This is a genomic window from Streptomyces sp. NPDC005492, from assembly GCF_040605995.1.
Lineage (GTDB): Bacteria > Actinomycetota > Actinomycetes > Streptomycetales > Streptomycetaceae > Streptomyces.
In genome coordinates, this window is the sequence record NZ_JBEXDX010000048.1 from 35,109 (window position 1) to 51,586 (window position 16,478).

General features: G+C 72.5%; 15 protein-coding genes. 13 read left to right on the top strand and 2 right to left on the bottom strand.

Features of this window, described 5'->3' with window-relative positions; all coding sequences use genetic code 11:
* Positions 1-14 precede the first annotated feature (14 nt).
* From ABZT04_RS38580 to ABZT04_RS38615, 8 genes are all read left to right on the top strand, one after another.
* On the top strand, positions 15-770 hold the full coding sequence (locus tag ABZT04_RS38580) for a CoA transferase subunit A (protein WP_356063334.1): 756 nt from the start codon (positions 15-17) through the stop codon (positions 768-770).
* Positions 770-1,414: a CoA transferase subunit B gene (locus ABZT04_RS38585; protein WP_356063337.1), complete on the top strand. Its 645-nt coding sequence runs from the start codon at positions 770-772 to the stop codon at positions 1,412-1,414. The genes ABZT04_RS38580 and ABZT04_RS38585 overlap by 1 nt, the downstream gene beginning before the upstream one ends.
* Positions 1,411-2,613: a thiolase family protein gene (locus ABZT04_RS38590; RefSeq protein ID WP_356063340.1), complete on the top strand. Its 1,203-nt coding sequence runs from the start codon at positions 1,411-1,413 to the stop codon at positions 2,611-2,613. The genes ABZT04_RS38585 and ABZT04_RS38590 overlap by 4 nt, the downstream gene beginning before the upstream one ends.
* An 8-nt stretch (positions 2,614-2,621) precedes the next feature.
* Entirely contained in the window at positions 2,622-3,395 is a 774-nt protein-coding gene (pcaH, locus tag ABZT04_RS38595; protein WP_356063343.1) for a protocatechuate 3,4-dioxygenase subunit beta, read from the top strand.
* A gap of 6 nt (positions 3,396-3,401) precedes the next feature.
* On the top strand, positions 3,402-4,004 hold the full coding sequence (pcaG, locus tag ABZT04_RS38600) for a protocatechuate 3,4-dioxygenase subunit alpha (RefSeq protein ID WP_356063345.1): 603 nt from the start codon (positions 3,402-3,404) through the stop codon (positions 4,002-4,004).
* Positions 4,001-5,332 carry a 3-carboxy-cis,cis-muconate cycloisomerase gene (pcaB, locus tag ABZT04_RS38605; protein WP_356063348.1) on the top strand — a complete coding sequence of 444 codons (1,332 nt, stop codon included), beginning with the start codon at positions 4,001-4,003 and terminating at the stop codon, positions 5,330-5,332. The genes pcaG and pcaB overlap by 4 nt, the downstream gene beginning before the upstream one ends.
* Positions 5,329-6,453, top strand: a complete 1,125-nt coding sequence (gene pcaD / locus ABZT04_RS38610) for a 3-oxoadipate enol-lactonase (RefSeq protein WP_356063350.1) — start codon at positions 5,329-5,331, stop codon at positions 6,451-6,453. The genes pcaB and pcaD overlap by 4 nt, the downstream gene beginning before the upstream one ends.
* Positions 6,454-6,527: 74 nt before the next feature.
* Positions 6,528-7,319, top strand: coding sequence for an SDR family NAD(P)-dependent oxidoreductase (locus tag ABZT04_RS38615; RefSeq protein WP_356063353.1), 792 nt, complete (start codon positions 6,528-6,530; stop codon positions 7,317-7,319).
* Positions 7,320-7,323: 4 nt separating this feature from the next.
* Here ABZT04_RS38615 and ABZT04_RS38620 read toward each other — a convergent pair whose 3' ends face one another.
* A complete protein-coding gene (locus tag ABZT04_RS38620) occupies positions 7,324-10,005 on the bottom strand; it encodes an AAA family ATPase (RefSeq protein ID WP_356063356.1) in 2,682 nt (893 codons plus the stop codon).
* Positions 10,006-10,161: 156 nt separating this feature from the next.
* Here ABZT04_RS38620 and ABZT04_RS38625 point away from each other — a divergent pair, with 156 nt between their 5' ends.
* The 3 genes from ABZT04_RS38625 to ABZT04_RS38635 all read left to right on the top strand — a co-directional run bounded on the left by ABZT04_RS38625 (position 10,162) and on the right by ABZT04_RS38635 (position 13,726).
* Positions 10,162-11,538 (top strand): MFS transporter, encoded by a 1,377-nt coding sequence (locus ABZT04_RS38625; protein WP_356063359.1) that lies wholly within the window; start codon positions 10,162-10,164, stop codon positions 11,536-11,538.
* Positions 11,459-12,613: an anhydro-N-acetylmuramic acid kinase gene (locus ABZT04_RS38630; protein WP_356063362.1), complete on the top strand. Its 1,155-nt coding sequence runs from the start codon at positions 11,459-11,461 to the stop codon at positions 12,611-12,613. Before ABZT04_RS38625 ends, ABZT04_RS38630 begins: the two co-directional genes overlap by 80 nt.
* Before the next feature lie 93 nt (positions 12,614-12,706).
* Positions 12,707-13,726: a DUF2510 domain-containing protein gene (locus tag ABZT04_RS38635; RefSeq protein WP_356063365.1), complete on the top strand. Its 1,020-nt coding sequence runs from the start codon at positions 12,707-12,709 to the stop codon at positions 13,724-13,726.
* A 144-nt stretch (positions 13,727-13,870) separates the two neighbouring features.
* Here the strand turns inward: ABZT04_RS38635 and ABZT04_RS38640 are convergent, their stop codons facing one another.
* A complete protein-coding gene (locus ABZT04_RS38640; RefSeq protein WP_356063368.1) occupies positions 13,871-14,485 on the bottom strand; it encodes a TetR/AcrR family transcriptional regulator C-terminal ligand-binding domain-containing protein in 615 nt (204 codons plus the stop codon).
* Between the two features lie 226 nt (positions 14,486-14,711).
* Here ABZT04_RS38640 and ABZT04_RS38645 point away from each other — a divergent pair, with 226 nt between their 5' ends.
* Together ABZT04_RS38645 and ABZT04_RS38650 are read left to right on the top strand one after the other, a co-directional pair.
* Positions 14,712-15,515 (top strand): phosphatase PAP2 family protein, encoded by an 804-nt coding sequence (locus ABZT04_RS38645; RefSeq protein WP_356063370.1) that lies wholly within the window; start codon positions 14,712-14,714, stop codon positions 15,513-15,515.
* A complete protein-coding gene (locus tag ABZT04_RS38650; RefSeq protein WP_356063373.1) occupies positions 15,512-16,477 on the top strand; it encodes a hypothetical protein in 966 nt (321 codons plus the stop codon). Before ABZT04_RS38645 ends, ABZT04_RS38650 begins: the two co-directional genes overlap by 4 nt.
* Position 16,478: the final 1 nt, after the last annotated feature.

Consider the following 16,478-nt stretch of genomic DNA (forward strand, 5'->3'; position numbering starts at 1 on the left):
ACGGAGCTTCACGGATGGACAAGGTGGTCGCCACGGCCGACGAGGCCGTGGCCGATGTGCCGGACGGAGCAACCCTCTCCGTCGGCGGCTTCGGGCTGAGCGGGGTGCCGAACGTGCTGATCCAGGCCCTGTTCGAGCGCGGGGTCGGCGCGCTGGGCGTGGTCTCCAACAACTGCGGGGCGATGGAGTCCGGCCTCGCGGTGCTGCTGTCCGCCGGGCGGATCGCGCGGGTGACCGGCTCCTACATCGGCGCCAACAAGGAGTTCGCCCGCCAGTACCTCGCCGGGGAACTGGAGGTGGAGATGATCCCCCAGGGCACCCTCGCCGAACGGCTGCGGGCCGGCGGGGCGGGCATCCCCGCCTTCTACACCCCCGCGGGCGTCGGCACCCAGGTCGCCGAGGGCGGACTGCCCTGGCGCTACGACGGCTCCGGCGGGGTCTGTCTCGCCTCGCCCCCGAAGGAGGTGCGGGAGTTCAACGGCACCGAGTACGTCCTGGAGCACGGCATCCGCACCGACTTCGCGCTGGTGCGGGCGGCGAAGGGCGACCGGCACGGCAACCTCGTCTTCAACAAGTCCACCCGGAACTTCAACCCCCTCGCGGCGATGGCCGGGAAGGTGACCATCGCCGAGGTCGAGGAACTGGTCGAGCCCGGCGAGATCGACCCGGACGCGGTGCACCTGCCCGGGATCTTCGTGCAGCGGGTGGTGGCCCTCACCCCCGAGCAGGCCGCCGACAAGCGGATCGAGCGGCGGACGGTGAGCGACTGATGGCCTGGACACGCGAACAGATGGCGGCCCGTGCCGCGCTCGAACTCGAGGACGGGCAGTACGTCAACCTCGGCATCGGTCTGCCGACCCTGATCCCCAACTACCTCCCGCCCGGCGTGGAAGTGATCCTGGAGTCGGAGAACGGCATCCTGGGCACCGGCCCGTACCCGACCGAGGACCAGGTCGACCCGGATCTGATCAACGCCGGCAAGGAGACCGTGACGGTCCTGCCGGGCGCCTCCTTCTTCGACTCCGCGCTCTCCTTCGGGATGATCCGGGGCGGTCACATCGATGTCGCCGTGCTGGGCGCGATGCAGGTGTCGGCCGGGGGCGACCTGGCGAACTGGGCGGTCCCCGGCAAGATGATCACCGGGATCGGCGGGGCGATGGACCTCGTGCACGGCGCCCGCACGGTCATCGTCGTCATGACCCATGTGGCCAAGGACGGCTCCCCGAAGATCCTCTCGGAATGCGTGCTGCCGCTCACCGGGAAAGCATGTGTGAACCGAGTCATCACCGATCTCGGCGTGATCGACGTGACACCCGACGGTCTGGTGCTGACCGAGACCGCGCCCGGCGTCGCGGTCGAGGAGATCGTCGCCAGGACCGACGCGAAACTCATCGTCACGGAAGGCCTGCTGTGAACCCGGTTTACCTCGTCGACGCCGTCCGCACCCCGTTCGGCAAGTACGGCGGAGGGCTCGCCGCCGTCCGCCCCGACGACCTCGCCGCCCACGCCCTGCGTGAACTCCTCGCCCGCACCCCGCAGTTGGACCCCTCGCGGATCGAGGACGTCTACTTCGGCAACGCCAACGGCGCCGGCGAGGAGAACCGCAACGTCGCCCGCATGGCCGGACTCCTGGCCGGCCTGCCCACCTCGGTGCCGGGCGTGACCGTCAACCGGCTGTGCGCCTCCGGGCTCGAAGCCGTGATCCAGGCGGCCCGCGCCATCGCCGTCGGCGACGCCTCCATCGCCGTGGCGGGCGGGGTGGAGTCGATGACCCGCGCCCCGTACGTGCTGCCCAAGTCGGACCGTCCCTTCCCCGCAGGGCACACCGAGCTGTACTCGACCACGCTCGGCTGGCGCATGACCAACCCGGCCATGAACCCGCAGTGGACCATTCCGCTCGGCGAGAGCGCGGAGCTGATCGCCGACAAGCACAAGATCGGCCGGGAGCAGCAGGACGAGTTCGCGCTCGCCAGCCACCGCAAGGCGGCCGAGGCGCAGGCCGCGGGTCTCTTCGACGACGAGCTCGCGCCCGTCCCGGTCCCGCAGCGCAAGGGCGACCCGGTCGCCTTCGCCGCCGACGAATGCGTACGGCCCGACGCCTCCCTGGCTGCGATGGCCAGGCTCAAGCCGTCCTTCCGCACAGAGAACGGGACGGTCACCGCGGGCAACGCCTCGCCGCTCAACGACGGTGCCGCCGCGCTGCTCCTGGTCGACGAGGAGGGGCTGAAGGCCACCGGCCGCGAACCCCTCGCGCGGATCTCCGCGACCGGGGTCAGCGGGATCGACCCGGACTACTTCGGACTCGCCCCCGTCGAAGCCGTCAACCGCGCACTCGCCAAGGCGGGCAGGGGATTTGACGATCTGTCAGTCCTAGAACTGAACGAGGCCTTCGCCGCCCAGGTCCTCGGATGCGTCGCCGAGTGGCCCGAGTTCGACCCCGCGATCCTCAACCCCCAGGGCGGCGCCATCGCTCTCGGCCATCCGCTCGGCGCCTCCGGTGCCCGGCTGGCCGGCACCGTCGCCCACCAACTCGCCCGCAAGGGAACAGGAGTTGGTGTCGCCACCCTCTGCATCGGCGTGGGCCAGGGCCTCGCCCTCGTCCTCGAACGGTAGGAACCCCCATGGCTCTCACCCAGCACGACATCGACCTCGAAATAGCGGCCGAGCACGCGACGTACGAGAAGCGGGTCGCGGACGGCGCCCCGGTCGAGCACCACCCGCGCCGCGACTACGCCCCGTACCGCTCCTCGCTGCTGCGCCACCCGAAACAGCCGCCGGTCACCATCGACGTCTCCCAGGACCCGGAGCTGGTGGAGCTCTCCTCCCCCGCCTTCGGCGAACGGGACATCACCGAGATCGACAACGACCTGACCCGGCAGCACCACGGGGAGCCGATCGGTGAGCGGATCACCGTCTCCGGACGGCTGCTGGACCGCGACGGACGCCCGGTCCGCGGGCAGCTCGTGGAGATCTGGCAGGCGAACTCGGCCGGCCGCTACGCGCACCAGCGCGAGCAGCACGACGCCCCGCTGGACCCCAACTTCACCGGTGTGGGCCGCACGTTGACCGACGACGAGGGCCGGTACCGCTTCACGACGATCCAGCCGGGCCCCTACCCCTGGCGCAACCACGTCAACGCCTGGCGGCCGGCGCACATCCACTTCTCGATGTTCGGCACCGCGTTCACCCAGCGGCTGGTGACGCAGATGTACTTCCCGAGCGATCCGCTGTTCCCGTACGACCCGATCATCCAGTCGGTGACGGATGACGCGGCCCGCCAGCGCCTCGTCGCGACCTACGACCACAGCCTGTCCGTGCCCGAGTTCTCGATGGGCTACCACTGGGACATCGTGCTCGACGGCCCGCACGCCACCTGGATCGAAGAAGGACGCTGACCCGCCATGACGAAGATCGACACGAGCCGCCCGGAGTCCGTACTGCCGACCCCGTCGCACACGGTCGGCCCCTTCTACGGCTACGCGCTGCCCTTCCCCGGCGGCGGTGACATCGCGCCCGTGGGCCACCCGGACACGATCACGGTCCAGGGATACGTGTACGACGGCGAGGGCAATCCGCTGCCGGACGCGTTCGTGGAACTGTGGGGGCCCGACCCCGACGGCACCCTGTCCACCGTCGACGGTTCGATCCGGCGCGACCCGGCGACCGGCGGCTATCTCGGCCGCAACGGCGTGGAGTTCACCGGCTGGGGCCGTATCCAGACCGACGCCAACGGTCACTGGTACGCGCGGACCCTGCGCCCGGGCGCACGCGGGAACAGTGCCCCGTACCTCAGCGTGTGCGTGTTCGCGCGCGGGCTGCTGGTCCACCTCTTCACCCGGATCTATCTGCCGGACGACGACGCGGCCCTCACCGCCGACCCGCTGCTCACCCGGGTGGGCGACCGGCGCGACACGCTGATCGCCACCGACCAGGGCCGCGGGACCTACCGTTTCGACATCCGCCTTCAGGGCGAGGGCGAAACGGTCTTCCTGGAGTTCCAGTGACATCCGAGTACGACGACGCCGGGCTCCTCGGGCCCGGCTGGGCGGGTTCCCCCGCCGCGACCGCGACGAGCGACACCGCCTATCTGCGGGCGCTGCTCGACGCGGAGGCCGCGCTGACCCGCGCCCAGGCCACGCTGGGGCTCGCCCCGGCCGGGGCCGCGACGGCGGTGACCGAGGCCGCCGACCCCGGCCGCTTCGACATCCACGCGCTCGCCGCACGCGCCCGCGCGGGCGGCAACCCGGTCATCCCGCTGGTCGCCGATCTGACGAAGGCGGTCGGCGGGGAATACGGCCCCTACGTGCACCGGGGTGCGACCAGCCAGGACATCATGGACACGGCCACGATGCTGGTCGCCGCCCGCACCCTGGACCTGGTCCTCGGCGACCTGGCCCGCACGGAACAGGCGCTGGCCCGACTGGCCGCCGACCACCGCGACACCGCGCTGCCCGGCCGGACGCTCACCCAGCACGCCGTACCGACGACCTTCGGGCTGAAGGCCGCCGGGTGGCGGTCGCTGGTGCTCGACGCACGGGACCGGGTGCGTGCCGTACGGGACGGGCTCCCGGCTCAACTCGGCGGTGCGGCAGGCACCTTGGCGGCCTTCACCGCGTACGGCGCCGAGGACCCGCTCGCCCTGCCGGACGCGTACGCCCGTGAACTCGGCCTGACGGCACCCCTGTTGCCCTGGCACACACTGCGCACCCCGATCGCCGACCTCGCAGGCTGCCTGGCCTTCACGGCGGGGGCGCTCGGCAAGGCCGCCGCAGATGTACTCGTGCTGTGCCGCACCGAGATCGCCGAGGTCGCGGAGGGCAGCGGAGGGGGCTCGTCCGCCATGCCCCACAAGGCGAATCCGGTACGGTCCACGTTGATCGCCGCCGCCGCGCGCCGGGCGCCGCAGCTCGCGGCCGTCCTGTACGGCTCGCTGGTCGCCGAGGACGAGCGGCCGGCCGGGGCCTGGCACGCCGAGTGGGAGCCGTTGCGGGAGCTGCTGCGGTTGGTCGGCGGTGCGGCCCGCGATGCCGCCGAACTGGCCGAGGGGCTGCGGGTGCGTCCGGAGGTGATGCGTGAACACCTCGGTCTCACCCACGGGTTGATCGTCTCCGAGCGACTGTCGGCCGAGCTGGCACCGCTGCTCGGGCGGGCCCGGGCCAAGGAACTGCTCACCGAGGCCGCCCGGCGGACATACGCCGAGGGCCGCACGCTGGCCGAACTGCTCGCCGAGGAGCCCGAGTTGAAGGACCTCGACCTCATCGCCCTCACCGACCCCGCCCGTTACACGGGTTCCGCCGGAGCCCTCACCGACCGTGCGCTGGAGCGACGTTGACCGAGAAACTGCTCGACTTCCGTGCCGAGGGCCCCGATTCCGCTCCCCCGCTGCTGCTCGGGCCCTCGCTGGGCACCTCGTACGCCCTGTGGGACAAGGTCGCGCCCGAACTGTCCCTCACCCACCGGGTGATCCGCTGGAACCTGCCCGGACACGGCGGTTCACCGGCCGACCTGATCGGCCCCGGGGCGACCGTGGCCGACCTCGCCGAGCTGGTGCTCGCACTCGCCGACTCGCTCGGCATCGGGCAATTCGCCTACACGGGTGTGTCGTTGGGGGGTGCGGTCGGCCTGCACCTCGCGGTGACCCACCCCGAGCGGATCGCGTCGCTCGCCGTCATCTGTTCCTCGGCGCACTTCAACGGGTCGAAGCCGTGGGAGGAACGGGCCGCGCGGGTGCGGAGCGAAGGGCTGGACTGGCTGGCCGAGAACGCCGACTCCCGTTGGTTCACGCCCGGGTTCACCGTGCCGGAGCTGGTGGCCGACCAGCGGGCCGCCGACCCGGCCGCGTACGCCGCGTGCTGTGACGCGCTGGCCGCGTACGACCTGCGCGAGCGGCTGCCCGAGATCGGCGCGCGGACGCTGGTGATCGCGGGACGCGAGGACCCGGCGACCCCGCCCGCCCATCTGCGGGAGATCGCCGACGCCGTCGCGGGCTCGGCCCTCGTGGAACTCCCGGGCGCCTCCCATCTGGCGCCCGCACAGTGCCCGGAGGCCGTCCTCACCGCGCTCCGCGCCCACCTGGGCGGGGGTGCGAGGCGCGGGATGGCGGTACGACGGGAGGTGCTCGGCGACGAGCACGTGGACCGGGCGCAGGCCCGGCAGACGCCGTTCACGGCCCGCTTCCAGGACTTCATCTCCCGGTACGCCTGGGGCGAGATCTGGACCGACCCCACGCTGACGCGCCGCGAACGCAGCATGATCACGCTCACCGCGCTGATCGCGCACGGCCACTACGACGAGCTGGCCATGCATGTGCGCGCCGCGCGCCGCAACGGGCTCACACCGGAGGAGATCGGCGCCGTACTACTCCAGAGCGCCGTGTACTGCGGGGTGCCGGCGGCGAACTCGGCGTTCGCGACCGCACAGCGGGTCCTGGCCGAAGAGGAAGAAGAAGGGTGACCCTGCCGGTCGTAGCCCCAGCAGCAGCACCCTGACGCTCTCGCCCGGCGCCCGCCCGTGCCTAGGCTGGCGGTATGTCCACTGTTCTGATCACCGGTGCCACCTCCGGTCTCGGCCGGTATCTCGCCTTCGAGCTGGTCCGCTCCGGGCATCTCGTCCTCGCGCACGGGCGTGACCCGGGCCGCACCGACCGGCTCGTCGACGAGCTGCGGGCCGAGGGCACGGCCGAGGGGTTCGTCGCCGACCTGGCCTCGCTGGAGCGGGTGCGGGAGCTGGGCGACCGGGTCGCCGCCGCGCACCCCCGGCTCGATGCGCTGATCAACAACGCGGGCGTGGGCGGGGGTTCACGTGGCGCGGGGCGCGAGCTGAGCGTCGACGGTCATGAACTGCGCCTGGCGGTCAACTACTTGGCGCCGGTCGCCCTGACCCGTGCCCTGCTGCCGGTGCTCCGCGCGGACGCCCCGTCCCGGATCGTCAACGTCGGCTCGGCCGGCCAGGAACCCCTCGACTTCGACGACCCCGAGCTGACCCGCGGCTACAGCGGTGTCTCCGCGTACTGCCGCAGCAAGTTCGCGCTGGCCGCCCATACCTTCACGCTGGCCGAGGAGTTGACGGGTACCGGCGTCTCCGTCAACGTGCTGCACCCGGCGACGTACATGGACACGGCGATGGTGCGCGAGAGCGACATCACGCCCTGGAACTCCGTGGCCGACGGCGCCCCGGGTGTACTGGCCCTGGCCACAAGGGACTTGGGCACGGGCGGCTACTTCGACGGCACCAGTCCCTCGCGGGCGCACGAGGCGGCGTACGACCCCGAGGTGCGGAAGCGGTTGGCCGCCGTCACGGATCAGTTGCTGGCCATGTGAGGTGTCAGCGCAGGCCGCGGCTCGTCTCCAGAACCTCCAGCGCCTGCGCCACCAACCCGTCCGCCCCGCATGAACGGGCCAGCGTCAGACCCCTGTTGATCTCGGACACCGACCTCGCCGCGATGCCGTACTCGACCCGTGCCGCCGCGTGTTCGTACTGGCAGGGTGAGGACTCCAGATAGGTGGCGGCCTGCCCGGCGAGCCGTACCGCGCGCTGCCCCGTCTCCAGCGCGGCGGCGCACCGCAGGGCCTCGCCGATCGCCGTGTCCGTGCCGAAGCGTTCGGCCTGGCGGCGGGCGTCGGAGGCGAGTTGGGCGGCGCGGGTCGGGTCCTCGCCGGCGAGCGCCCGGGCGAGGTCCACGGCCCACGGGACCAGCACGGGGTTGTGGTGGCCGCGTAGGGTCGCCGCCTTCGCGGCCTGTTCCAGTTCGTTGATGCCGTCCTTCGTGCGGCCCACCGCGAGCAGCAACCGGCCGCGCACGCAACGGGGATCGGGCAGCACGATGGTGGAGGGGTACGGCGGTGCGAAGCCGTACTGCTCGGCGACCTCCCACGCCTCCTCGACCCGGCCGCGGGCGAGCAGGGTGTCGACCAGGTTGCAGATCGCCGACCAGTACAGGGGCAGTCCGCGGCCGACGCGCTCGGCCAGCCGCAGGGACTCGCGCAGCGAGGTCTCCACCTCGCCGAGGCGTCCGCGCCTGCGGTGGCCGAGTCCGACGTAGGCGTGCGCGATGGCGAGGTGGCCGCCGCTCCAGCCGGCCGACGTGTAGGCGCGCAGTGCTTCGTTGTACATGCTCTCCGCGCGGTCCAGGCGGTCCGTGTAGGCGTAGGCGCTGGCCAGCATCATGAGGATCTCAAGACCCCACTCGGTGTCGGTCCAGCCGAGTCCGGGGGCGAGCCGGCCGTTGACCAGGGCGCGGTCGCAGACCTCGACGACCTCCTCGGCGTTCTCGCCGTGCGTCATGGCGTCGAAGCCGCGCAGGATCAGCAGGGCCCGCTCGGAGTTGTCGCGGCCGGTGCAGGTGGCGGCGAGTTCCGCGAGGTGTCCGGAGCGTCCCGGGGAGGTGCTCGCGCCCGCGTAGATGCCCTCCCACATGTACTGCACGGCCTGCAGCCGCATCTTGGCGACGCCCGGTTCGTGCCGGGCGGCCTCCTCGACCGTGCGGACGGCCACCTCCAGTTGGTCGTTGTGGACCAGCGCCTGGGACAACCGCAGGACGGCGTCCACGCGCGCCTGACCGTCCAGGCCCGGCATGCCGAGCGCGGTCTGCAGATGGCCGATGGTGACGGCGGGCGCGGTCAGCAGGGTGGCGCAGCCGAGTTCGTAGAGCACATGCGCGTGGACCTCGGGAAGGGGCGGCTCCAGCAGGGCCCGTTCCAGACAGCGGCGGGCGGCGTCGGGGGCGCCGATGGAGAGGTGCTCCCGGGCGGCCTCACGCAGTTGCTCGACGAGTTCCTGGTCGTCGTCCGGGTGCACCTGGAGGAGATGCCGTGAGGCGGCGGCGGCGCCCAGTCCGGAGTCGGTGACGACCTGGGCGGCGATGCCGTGCATGGCCGTACGCCATCCGCCCGGAATGGAGTCGTAGACGGCGCTGGCGATCAGCGGGTGGACGAACTCCAGCTCACCGGCGTCGGCCTGGGAGGCGGCGGGGTCGGGTGCGGTGAGGATACGGGCGCTGCGCAGCAACTCGGCGCAGCGCTCCGCCTCGTCGCTGCCCATGGTGGCGAGCCTGGCCACCAGCTTCACGGAGATGCCGGTGCCGAGGATGGCGGCGGCCCAGGCGAACCGGCGGGCCTCGGCGCCCAGGTCGTCGAGGCGGGCGACCAGTCCGCGGCCGCGTGCGGAGCGGTTCAGGGCGCGCAGTTCGGCGGCCGAGGCCTCGACGGGTTCGAGGGCGCTGTCCTGGACCTTGGCGAGGAGTTCGACGGTCTCGTAGGGGTTGCCGTCGGTGACCGCCCACACCTCGCGGCAGAAGGCCGCGTCGGCGTGCTGGCCGACGGTGGCGCGGGTGAGTCCGGCGGTCGCGGCCGGGGTCAGGGCGTTCACGTCGGTGACGGAGTGGCCGGCGGAGGCGGCGATCGCGTCCAGGTGGCGGGCGCTCTCGCCGCTGACCTCGCCGGGCCTGCGGGCGACCACGACCAGGACGGACAGGTCGTCGAGGCGCTCGGCGAACGCGGCGAGCCAGCGCAGGGTCTCCTGGTCGGCCCAGTGCGCGTCGTCGACCAGCAGGACCAGCGGCCAGTAGCGCTTGGCGAGCCGGCTCATCGCGGCGACCAGACCGTCGCACACGCCCTGCGGGTCGGCCTGCCGCTCGCCCGGTTCGGTGACGCCGAGGGCGGGTCCCGCGATGTCGAACCAGTCGCCGAGGTACTCGCGGATCTCCTCGGGCATCAGCGAGATCAGGGCGGGTTGCAGCAACTGCCGTACGACGTTGAAGGGGACGGACTTGAGGGTCTCGCCGCCGCGGGCCTGCCAGACCTGGCAGCCGCGCGCCTCGGCGATGCGGCGGGCCTCCGCCAGGAGGGCGGTCTTGCCGAGTCCCGCCTCGCCGCGGACCAGCAGCAGGCTGCCCGACGACGATTCGTCCGCGCACAGGGCGTCGATCGCCTCCGCCACGCCGGCGATCTCCTCCTCGCGCTCCCACAGGGAGGCCGAGGCGGCGTCCGCAGGCCGTTCCTCCGTCATCCCGAAACCTCCCCAGTAGGCCGAACGACGTACGGACCTTGAGCGTAGCCGTCCGGATGCCGATGTGGAGGCCGGTCCGGGGACCTGTTGCCGCAACGGGTGACGGGGCCGGCCTGCAGGGCTCGCGGACGTGACGAATGGTCAAGAGGCGTTGAAATGAAGGTGTTTTCCGATCTGTTCCGGCCCGTCCCGGACAGGTCCGCGGTAACGGCGCTGATCGCGGGGTCGGTGGGGAATTTCATCGAGTGGTACGAGTTCGGTGTCTACGGCTACTTCGCGACGGTGATCGCGGCGCGGTTCTTCACCCCGGAGGGCGCGGGCGCCGCCGAGGGGCTGGTGAGGACGTACGCCGCGTTCGCGCTGGCGTTCTTCTTCCGGCCGCTCGGCGCCGCCCTGTTCGGCCGGCTCGGCGACCGGGTGGGCCGGCGTCCGGTGCTGATCCTGGTGATCGCGCTGATGACCGCTGCGACGGCGCTGATCGGCGTGCTGCCGACGTATGCGACGGCCGGTGTCCTCGCGCCCTGGCTGCTCACATTTCTGAGGGTTGCTCAGGGGCTGTCCGCGGGTGGGGAGTTCGGGGGCGCGGTGTCGCTGATGACGGAGTTCGCGCCGCCGGGCAGGCGTGGGCTGTACGGGGCGTGGCAGTCGTTCACCGTGGCACTGGGGCTGTTGGGCGGGGCGGGCGTGGCGGCGCTGCTGGCGACCGTCCTCGATCCGGCTCAACTGGGCGACTGGGGCTGGCGGTTGCCGTTCCTGCTGGCCTTGCCCATGGGGCTCGGCGCGCTGTGGCTCCGGCTGCGGCTGGAGGAGACGCCGTCGTTCCGGCACGAGCCGGTGCGGGTGGTGCCGCCCGCGCGTGAGGTCCGGGCGGCGATCGCGCTGGGCGCCGGGCGGGTGATGGGGTGGGCGGCGGCCGGCTACACCTTCCTCGTGGTGCTGCCGTCGTATCTGCAGAGCACGCTCGGCGCGAGTTTCCGGCAGGCACTGCTGGCGACGGTCCTGGCCAACGCGGGTTTCGCGGTCGCCGTCCTGCCGGCCGGGCTGCTGAGCGACCGGGTGGGGCGGCGGCCGGTGATGGTGACGGGGGCCGCGCTGGTGGTGGCCCTGTCGGTGCCCTTGTTCAACCTCCTTCAGGACGCCGGGACTTCGGACGCGGTGAAGGGCGCGGCCGTGTTCGGAGCGGGAGCGGTGGTGGGGCTGATGGCGGGCCCCGGCCCGGCGATGCTCTCCGAGCTGTTCCCGACGAGCGTGCGCCACACCGGTCTGGGACTCGCCTACGCCCTGTCCAATGCCGTCTTCTCGGGCTGTGCGGGGCTCATCATCACTCGGAGCGTGCAGTGGACCGGGAACGCGGACATCCCCGCGTACTACGCGGCGGCGGCCTGCGCGGTGAGCGTGCTCACGCTGACGGTGGGCAAGTGCCCGGTGGGACAGGCGAATCGGGAGGACACGGATGCGGGTGATCGGGCTGATGTCCGGGACGTCGTACGACGCGATCGACGCGGCGGCGGCCGGGCTGAGCCTCGTCGGTGACAGTGTCGTGCTGGAGCCGCTCGGGATGGTGAGCGAGGCCTACGACGACGAGGTGCGGGACGCGCTCGCGGCGGCGCTGCCGCCGGCGGCCACCACCCTGGCCGAGGTGTGCCGGCTGGACACCCGGATCGGGCAGGCCTTCGCCGCGGCGGCCGTCCGGGCGAACACCGAACTGTGCGACGGGCGGGCCGAGTTGGTGGCCTCGCACGGACAGACCGTCTATCACTGGGTGGAGGGCGGCGCGGTGCGCGGCACGCTGCAACTGGGGCAGCCGGCCTGGATCGCGGAGGCGACCGGGCTGCCGGTGGTCGCCGACTTCCGGCCGCGCGACATCGCCGCCGGGGGCCAGGGCGCGCCGCTGGTCAGCCTGGTGGACCTGCTGTGGCTGCGCGGCCGTCCGGGCACCCCGGTCGCGCTCAACCTCGGCGGGATCGCCAACCTCACCGCGCCCGACGGGACGGCCTTCGACACCGGACCGGCGTGCGCGCTGATCGACGCGGCGGCCCGGGGCTTCAGCGGCGGCCGTCTCGCGTACGACGCGGAGGGCGCCCTCGCGGCCCGGGGAACCGTCCAACAGCCGCTGCTTGAACGCCTGTTGAAGGATCCGTACTACGCGCTGCCCGCCCCGAAGACGACCGGCAAGGAACTCTTCCACCTCGGCTATCTCCAGGACGCGCTGGCCGGTCTCGGCACCCTGTCTGCCGAGGACGTCGTCGCGACCCTCACCCTGCTGACGGCCCGTACGGTCGCGGACGCGGTCCGGTCGGTGGCCGCGACGGAGGTGATCGCCTCGGGCGGCGGCACCCGCAACCCGGTCCTGATGGCCCTCCTCGCCGCCGAACTCCCGGGCATCCCACTGCGTACCTCCGACGAACTGGGCCTGCCGTCCACCGCGAAGGAGGCCTACGCCTTCGCCGTCCTCGGCTTCCTGACGGCCCACGGACTCCCGGGCACCGTTCCGACGAGCACGGGCGCGCGGCATCCGAGCGTGCTGGGGTCGGTGACGCCGGGGCGGCGGGGATTTTCGTTTCCGCCGGTCGTCGAGCACGGTCCCCGACGGCTGGTCCTGGGCTGACGGGCGGCGGAAGTGCCCGTCGCGCACCGGGGCTGACCGATTCGGACCGGATCCTCTCATCCCGCTTTCACCGACGCCTCATACGGTAGGTACATGACGCAGGTGACTCCCCCCGGGTGGTACCCCGATCCCGGGCAGACGAATGACGGTCCTTCCACCGAGCGCTGGTGGGACGGCAAGGCTTGGACGGACCAGACCCGCCCCGCCGGGTCGGCCGGCGAATGGGGTCCCCCGACGGAGCCGCCCGCCGCCGGGGCCTACCCGGCGTATCCCGCGCTGCCGCCGGCCGCGCCGCGGCGCAATCTGCGCACGGGCATAGCCGTGGCCGCGGCCGTCGCGGTCCTCGCGGCCATCGGTGTCGGCGCGTACGCGCTGTCCGACAACGGCAGCGGGAACGGCGACCAGGCCGGTACGCAGCAGGCGCCCAACGGCCAGGGCGGCTTCGGCGGACAGGGCGGCCCCGAGGGACAGGGCGGTACGGGCGGCCAGAGCGATCCCTTCGGCGGGTCCGGCGGGACGGGTGGGTCCGGTGGTACGGGCGGTGCGACTCCCGCGCCCAGCCAGTCCGCACAGCCGAAGGTGAAGGCCGGCGGCACCGTGACCGACTCGCTCGACGGCATCAGCCTTCCCGTGCCGTCCGACTGGTACGGGCAGGTCATCGAGGTCGGCGCGCAGGTCAGCTCGAACACCTCGTACAAATGCCCCGGCAACACCTCGCAGACCTGCACCAACGGCGGCGCGTACTCGGCGCCCGCGGTGGTGCTGGGTACGAAGGGCTCCACCGCCGAGGCGGTCGCGAAGGCGGACATCGCCGCCAACGCCAAGGAGTCCTACGGCGGTACGACCTACGGCAGCATCACCTCGCACCAGGTGCTGGCGTCCAAGGCCGTGACGGTGGCCGGGCAGAAGGGCTATCTGGTCCGGTGGAAGGCGGTGACCAGCAAGGGTGCCGACGGCTATGTCGAGTCGCTCGCGTTCCCGTCGCCGGCCAGTGCCAGTCAGATCGTCGTGGTCCGCTTCGGTGTCGACGTCGGCCAGAAGCAGTCCGTCATCGACGAGATCACCTCGGGCATCAAGGTGGCCTCGGGCGGCGGCGACGGCCAGACGATCTGATCCGCCCCGCACACAGTCGGCCGGGTGGGGCGCCTCTCCGCTCAAGAGGAACCCCACCCGGCCGGGGGTGCGCGCCGCCCCCGTCCCCACGGTGCGGCGCGAACAGGTCACCGTCCAGTCATCCCAGGGACGGCGGCCTGATTCTCAGGTGAGTCCGAGTGCGGGGAGCACCGCGGCCTCCACGAATTTGACGAGGTAGTCGGGGTCGGCGTAGCAGCCCTCCAGGACCGGACGGGCCCGCAGGACGCCGAAGATCTGGGCCGGGACGTACGGCAGAGCCGGGTGGTCCGGCGGGATCTCGCCGCGCTCCACCCCGCGCCGCAGGATGTCCTCCAGCGCGGCGATCTCGGGATGGACGAGCGCCTCGCGCAGTGCGCCGGCGAGTTCGCTGTCCTGGGTGACGGCATGACCGAGCGCCGCGACCAGTTGGGTGTCCTTCGCCGACCAGGCGCCCGCGGCCCGCGCCGCCTGGCGCAGGTCCTCCGCGAGGGAGCCGGTGTCGATGCCGGTGAAGTGCACCCGGCGGTTGGCGCGCAGCGCGGCGGCGACGAACTGGGGCTTGGTCCCCCACTGCCGGTACAGCGTGGACTTGCTGCACCGGGTGCTGGTGGCGACGCCCTCCATGCTGACGGAGTCGTAGCCGCACTTTCTTATCTGTTCGAGCACGGCGTCGAAGAACTCCCGCTCACGCTCGGGCGTGATCTTGGAGCGGCGCGAGGCGGTGACCGTGTCCGGTCCGTCCTCAGCCTGCGACGTCATGGGCTCTTCTCCTCGCTCGGTTCCGCGGCCCGGGGGTCCGCTCTCCAGTGTGTCTCGTTTCGCTATCGATACGCCAGTGTACCGGTACTCCACCGTATCGGTACCCGCTCGTATCGGTACACTGGCGTATCGGAACGAACCCGTACCGATGAGTTCGGTCCGCCGGAGGGGTCACAAGCCCTGCCAGCACCACCACACGCACCACCGTCAGCGAAGGGGCCGGGGGATGAATGCCCGAACCGAGCCTGCAGAGAAGGAGACCGGCGCGATAGCGCGGCCTCCGCTCGTCCGTGAGCTCCTGCTCGTCGCGGGGCTCTTCCTCGTCTACAAGCTCGGCCGTCAACTGGCGACGGGCCACACCGGTGAGGCCCTGCACAACGCCCGCCGTGTCTGGGACCTGGAGCGGACCCTGCGCCTCCCCGGTGAGGGCTCGGTGCAGTCGGCGCTGCTGCACGGCGACACCCTCGTGCACCTGGCGAACACCTTCTACGCGACGGTCCACTTCCCGGCCACCGTGGCCTTCCTGGTCTGGCTGTACCTGCGGCGCCCGGCGCACTACGTCTGGGCCCGCCGGGTGCTGGCGGCGGTCACCTCGGCCGCCCTCGTCCTGCCCTTCGTGTTCCCGCTCGCTCCCCCGCGGATGCTGGCCGCGACCGGCCTGATCGACACCGCCAAGGTCTACGGCCCCTCGGTCTACGGGCCGCCTACCAGCGACCACCTCTCGAACCAGTTCGCGGCGATGCCCTCGCTGCACTTCGGCTGGGCGCTGATGGTGGCGATCGGCCTGATCGTCGCGACCCGCTCCCGCTGGCGCTGGCTGTGGCTGCTGCATCCGCTGCTGACGCTGCTGGTGATCGTGGGCACCGCGAACCACTACTGGCTGGACGCGATCGTGGCCACCGCCATGCTCGGTGCCGCCCTCGCCGTGATGCACCCGCCGCACCGGACGGCGACGACGGCAGGCCGCGGTCAGCCGCGGCTCGTGCCCGAAGTCACCGAAGAGCCGGCTCTCGTCGGAGCGGGCCGATGAACGCCACCCTCGTCGCCGTCGTCCTCTCCCTCTTCTCGGCCGTCGCCTACGCGGCCGCGGCCGTGGCCCAGGAACGACTGGCCGCCCGCAACTCCGACGCGGGCATGCTGCGACTGCTCGCCACCGGAGCCTGGTGGTGGACGGTCGTCCTGAACGCGTCGGCCGCGCTGCTGCACGTCGTAGCCCTCAACTACGGTCCGCTGACCGTCGTGCAGCCGCTGGGCGCGCTCACCCTCGTCGCCGCGGTGCCGATGGGCGCGCGGGTGGCCGGGCGGCGGGTCAGCCCGGTGGAGTGGCGGGGCACCGCCCTGACCCTGCTGGGCCTCTCCGCCCTGCTGGTCACGGCGTCCGGACCGCAGCCCGACCAAGTCCTCGGTGTTCCGCAGGCGTTGGCGGTCGCGGGCACGACGGCCGCGCTGATCGGAGTGCTGGCCCGGCGCGGCGCACGGCCGGGGCTACGGCACGCGTCGGCGTCCGGGGTCGCCTCGGGTGTCGCCTCCGCGCTCACCCAGACCGTGACGGTCGCGGCGACGGACCGCTCGGGCCCGCTGCTGAGCATGCAGGTGGTCGGAGTCGCCCTGCTGGTCGCGCTGTTCGCGGCGGGCGGGCTGCTGCTCTCGCAGACCGCCTACCGGGGCGGGCTCGGCGCCCCGCTCGCGGTGGTGACGCTGGCGAACCCGGTGGCCGCCGCCGCGATCGGCCTCGCGCTGCTGGGCGAACGCCTCCAGGGCGGCGCGGCGGGCATCCTCCTCGCGCTGGCGGGCGCCGGACTCGCCTCGTGGGGCGTGGTGCTGCTGACCCGGGCGGTCCCCGTGACACCGCTGACACACGAATACGGCGACCACGAACATCCCGTGGCCGCCGTACTGGCGCTGGAGGCCCAATCGGCCTCCGCGGAACCGGCGTTGTTGCCCCGGCAGCCGGACCGGAAGTCCGCGCCGGGGCATCTCACCGCGCTCTGAG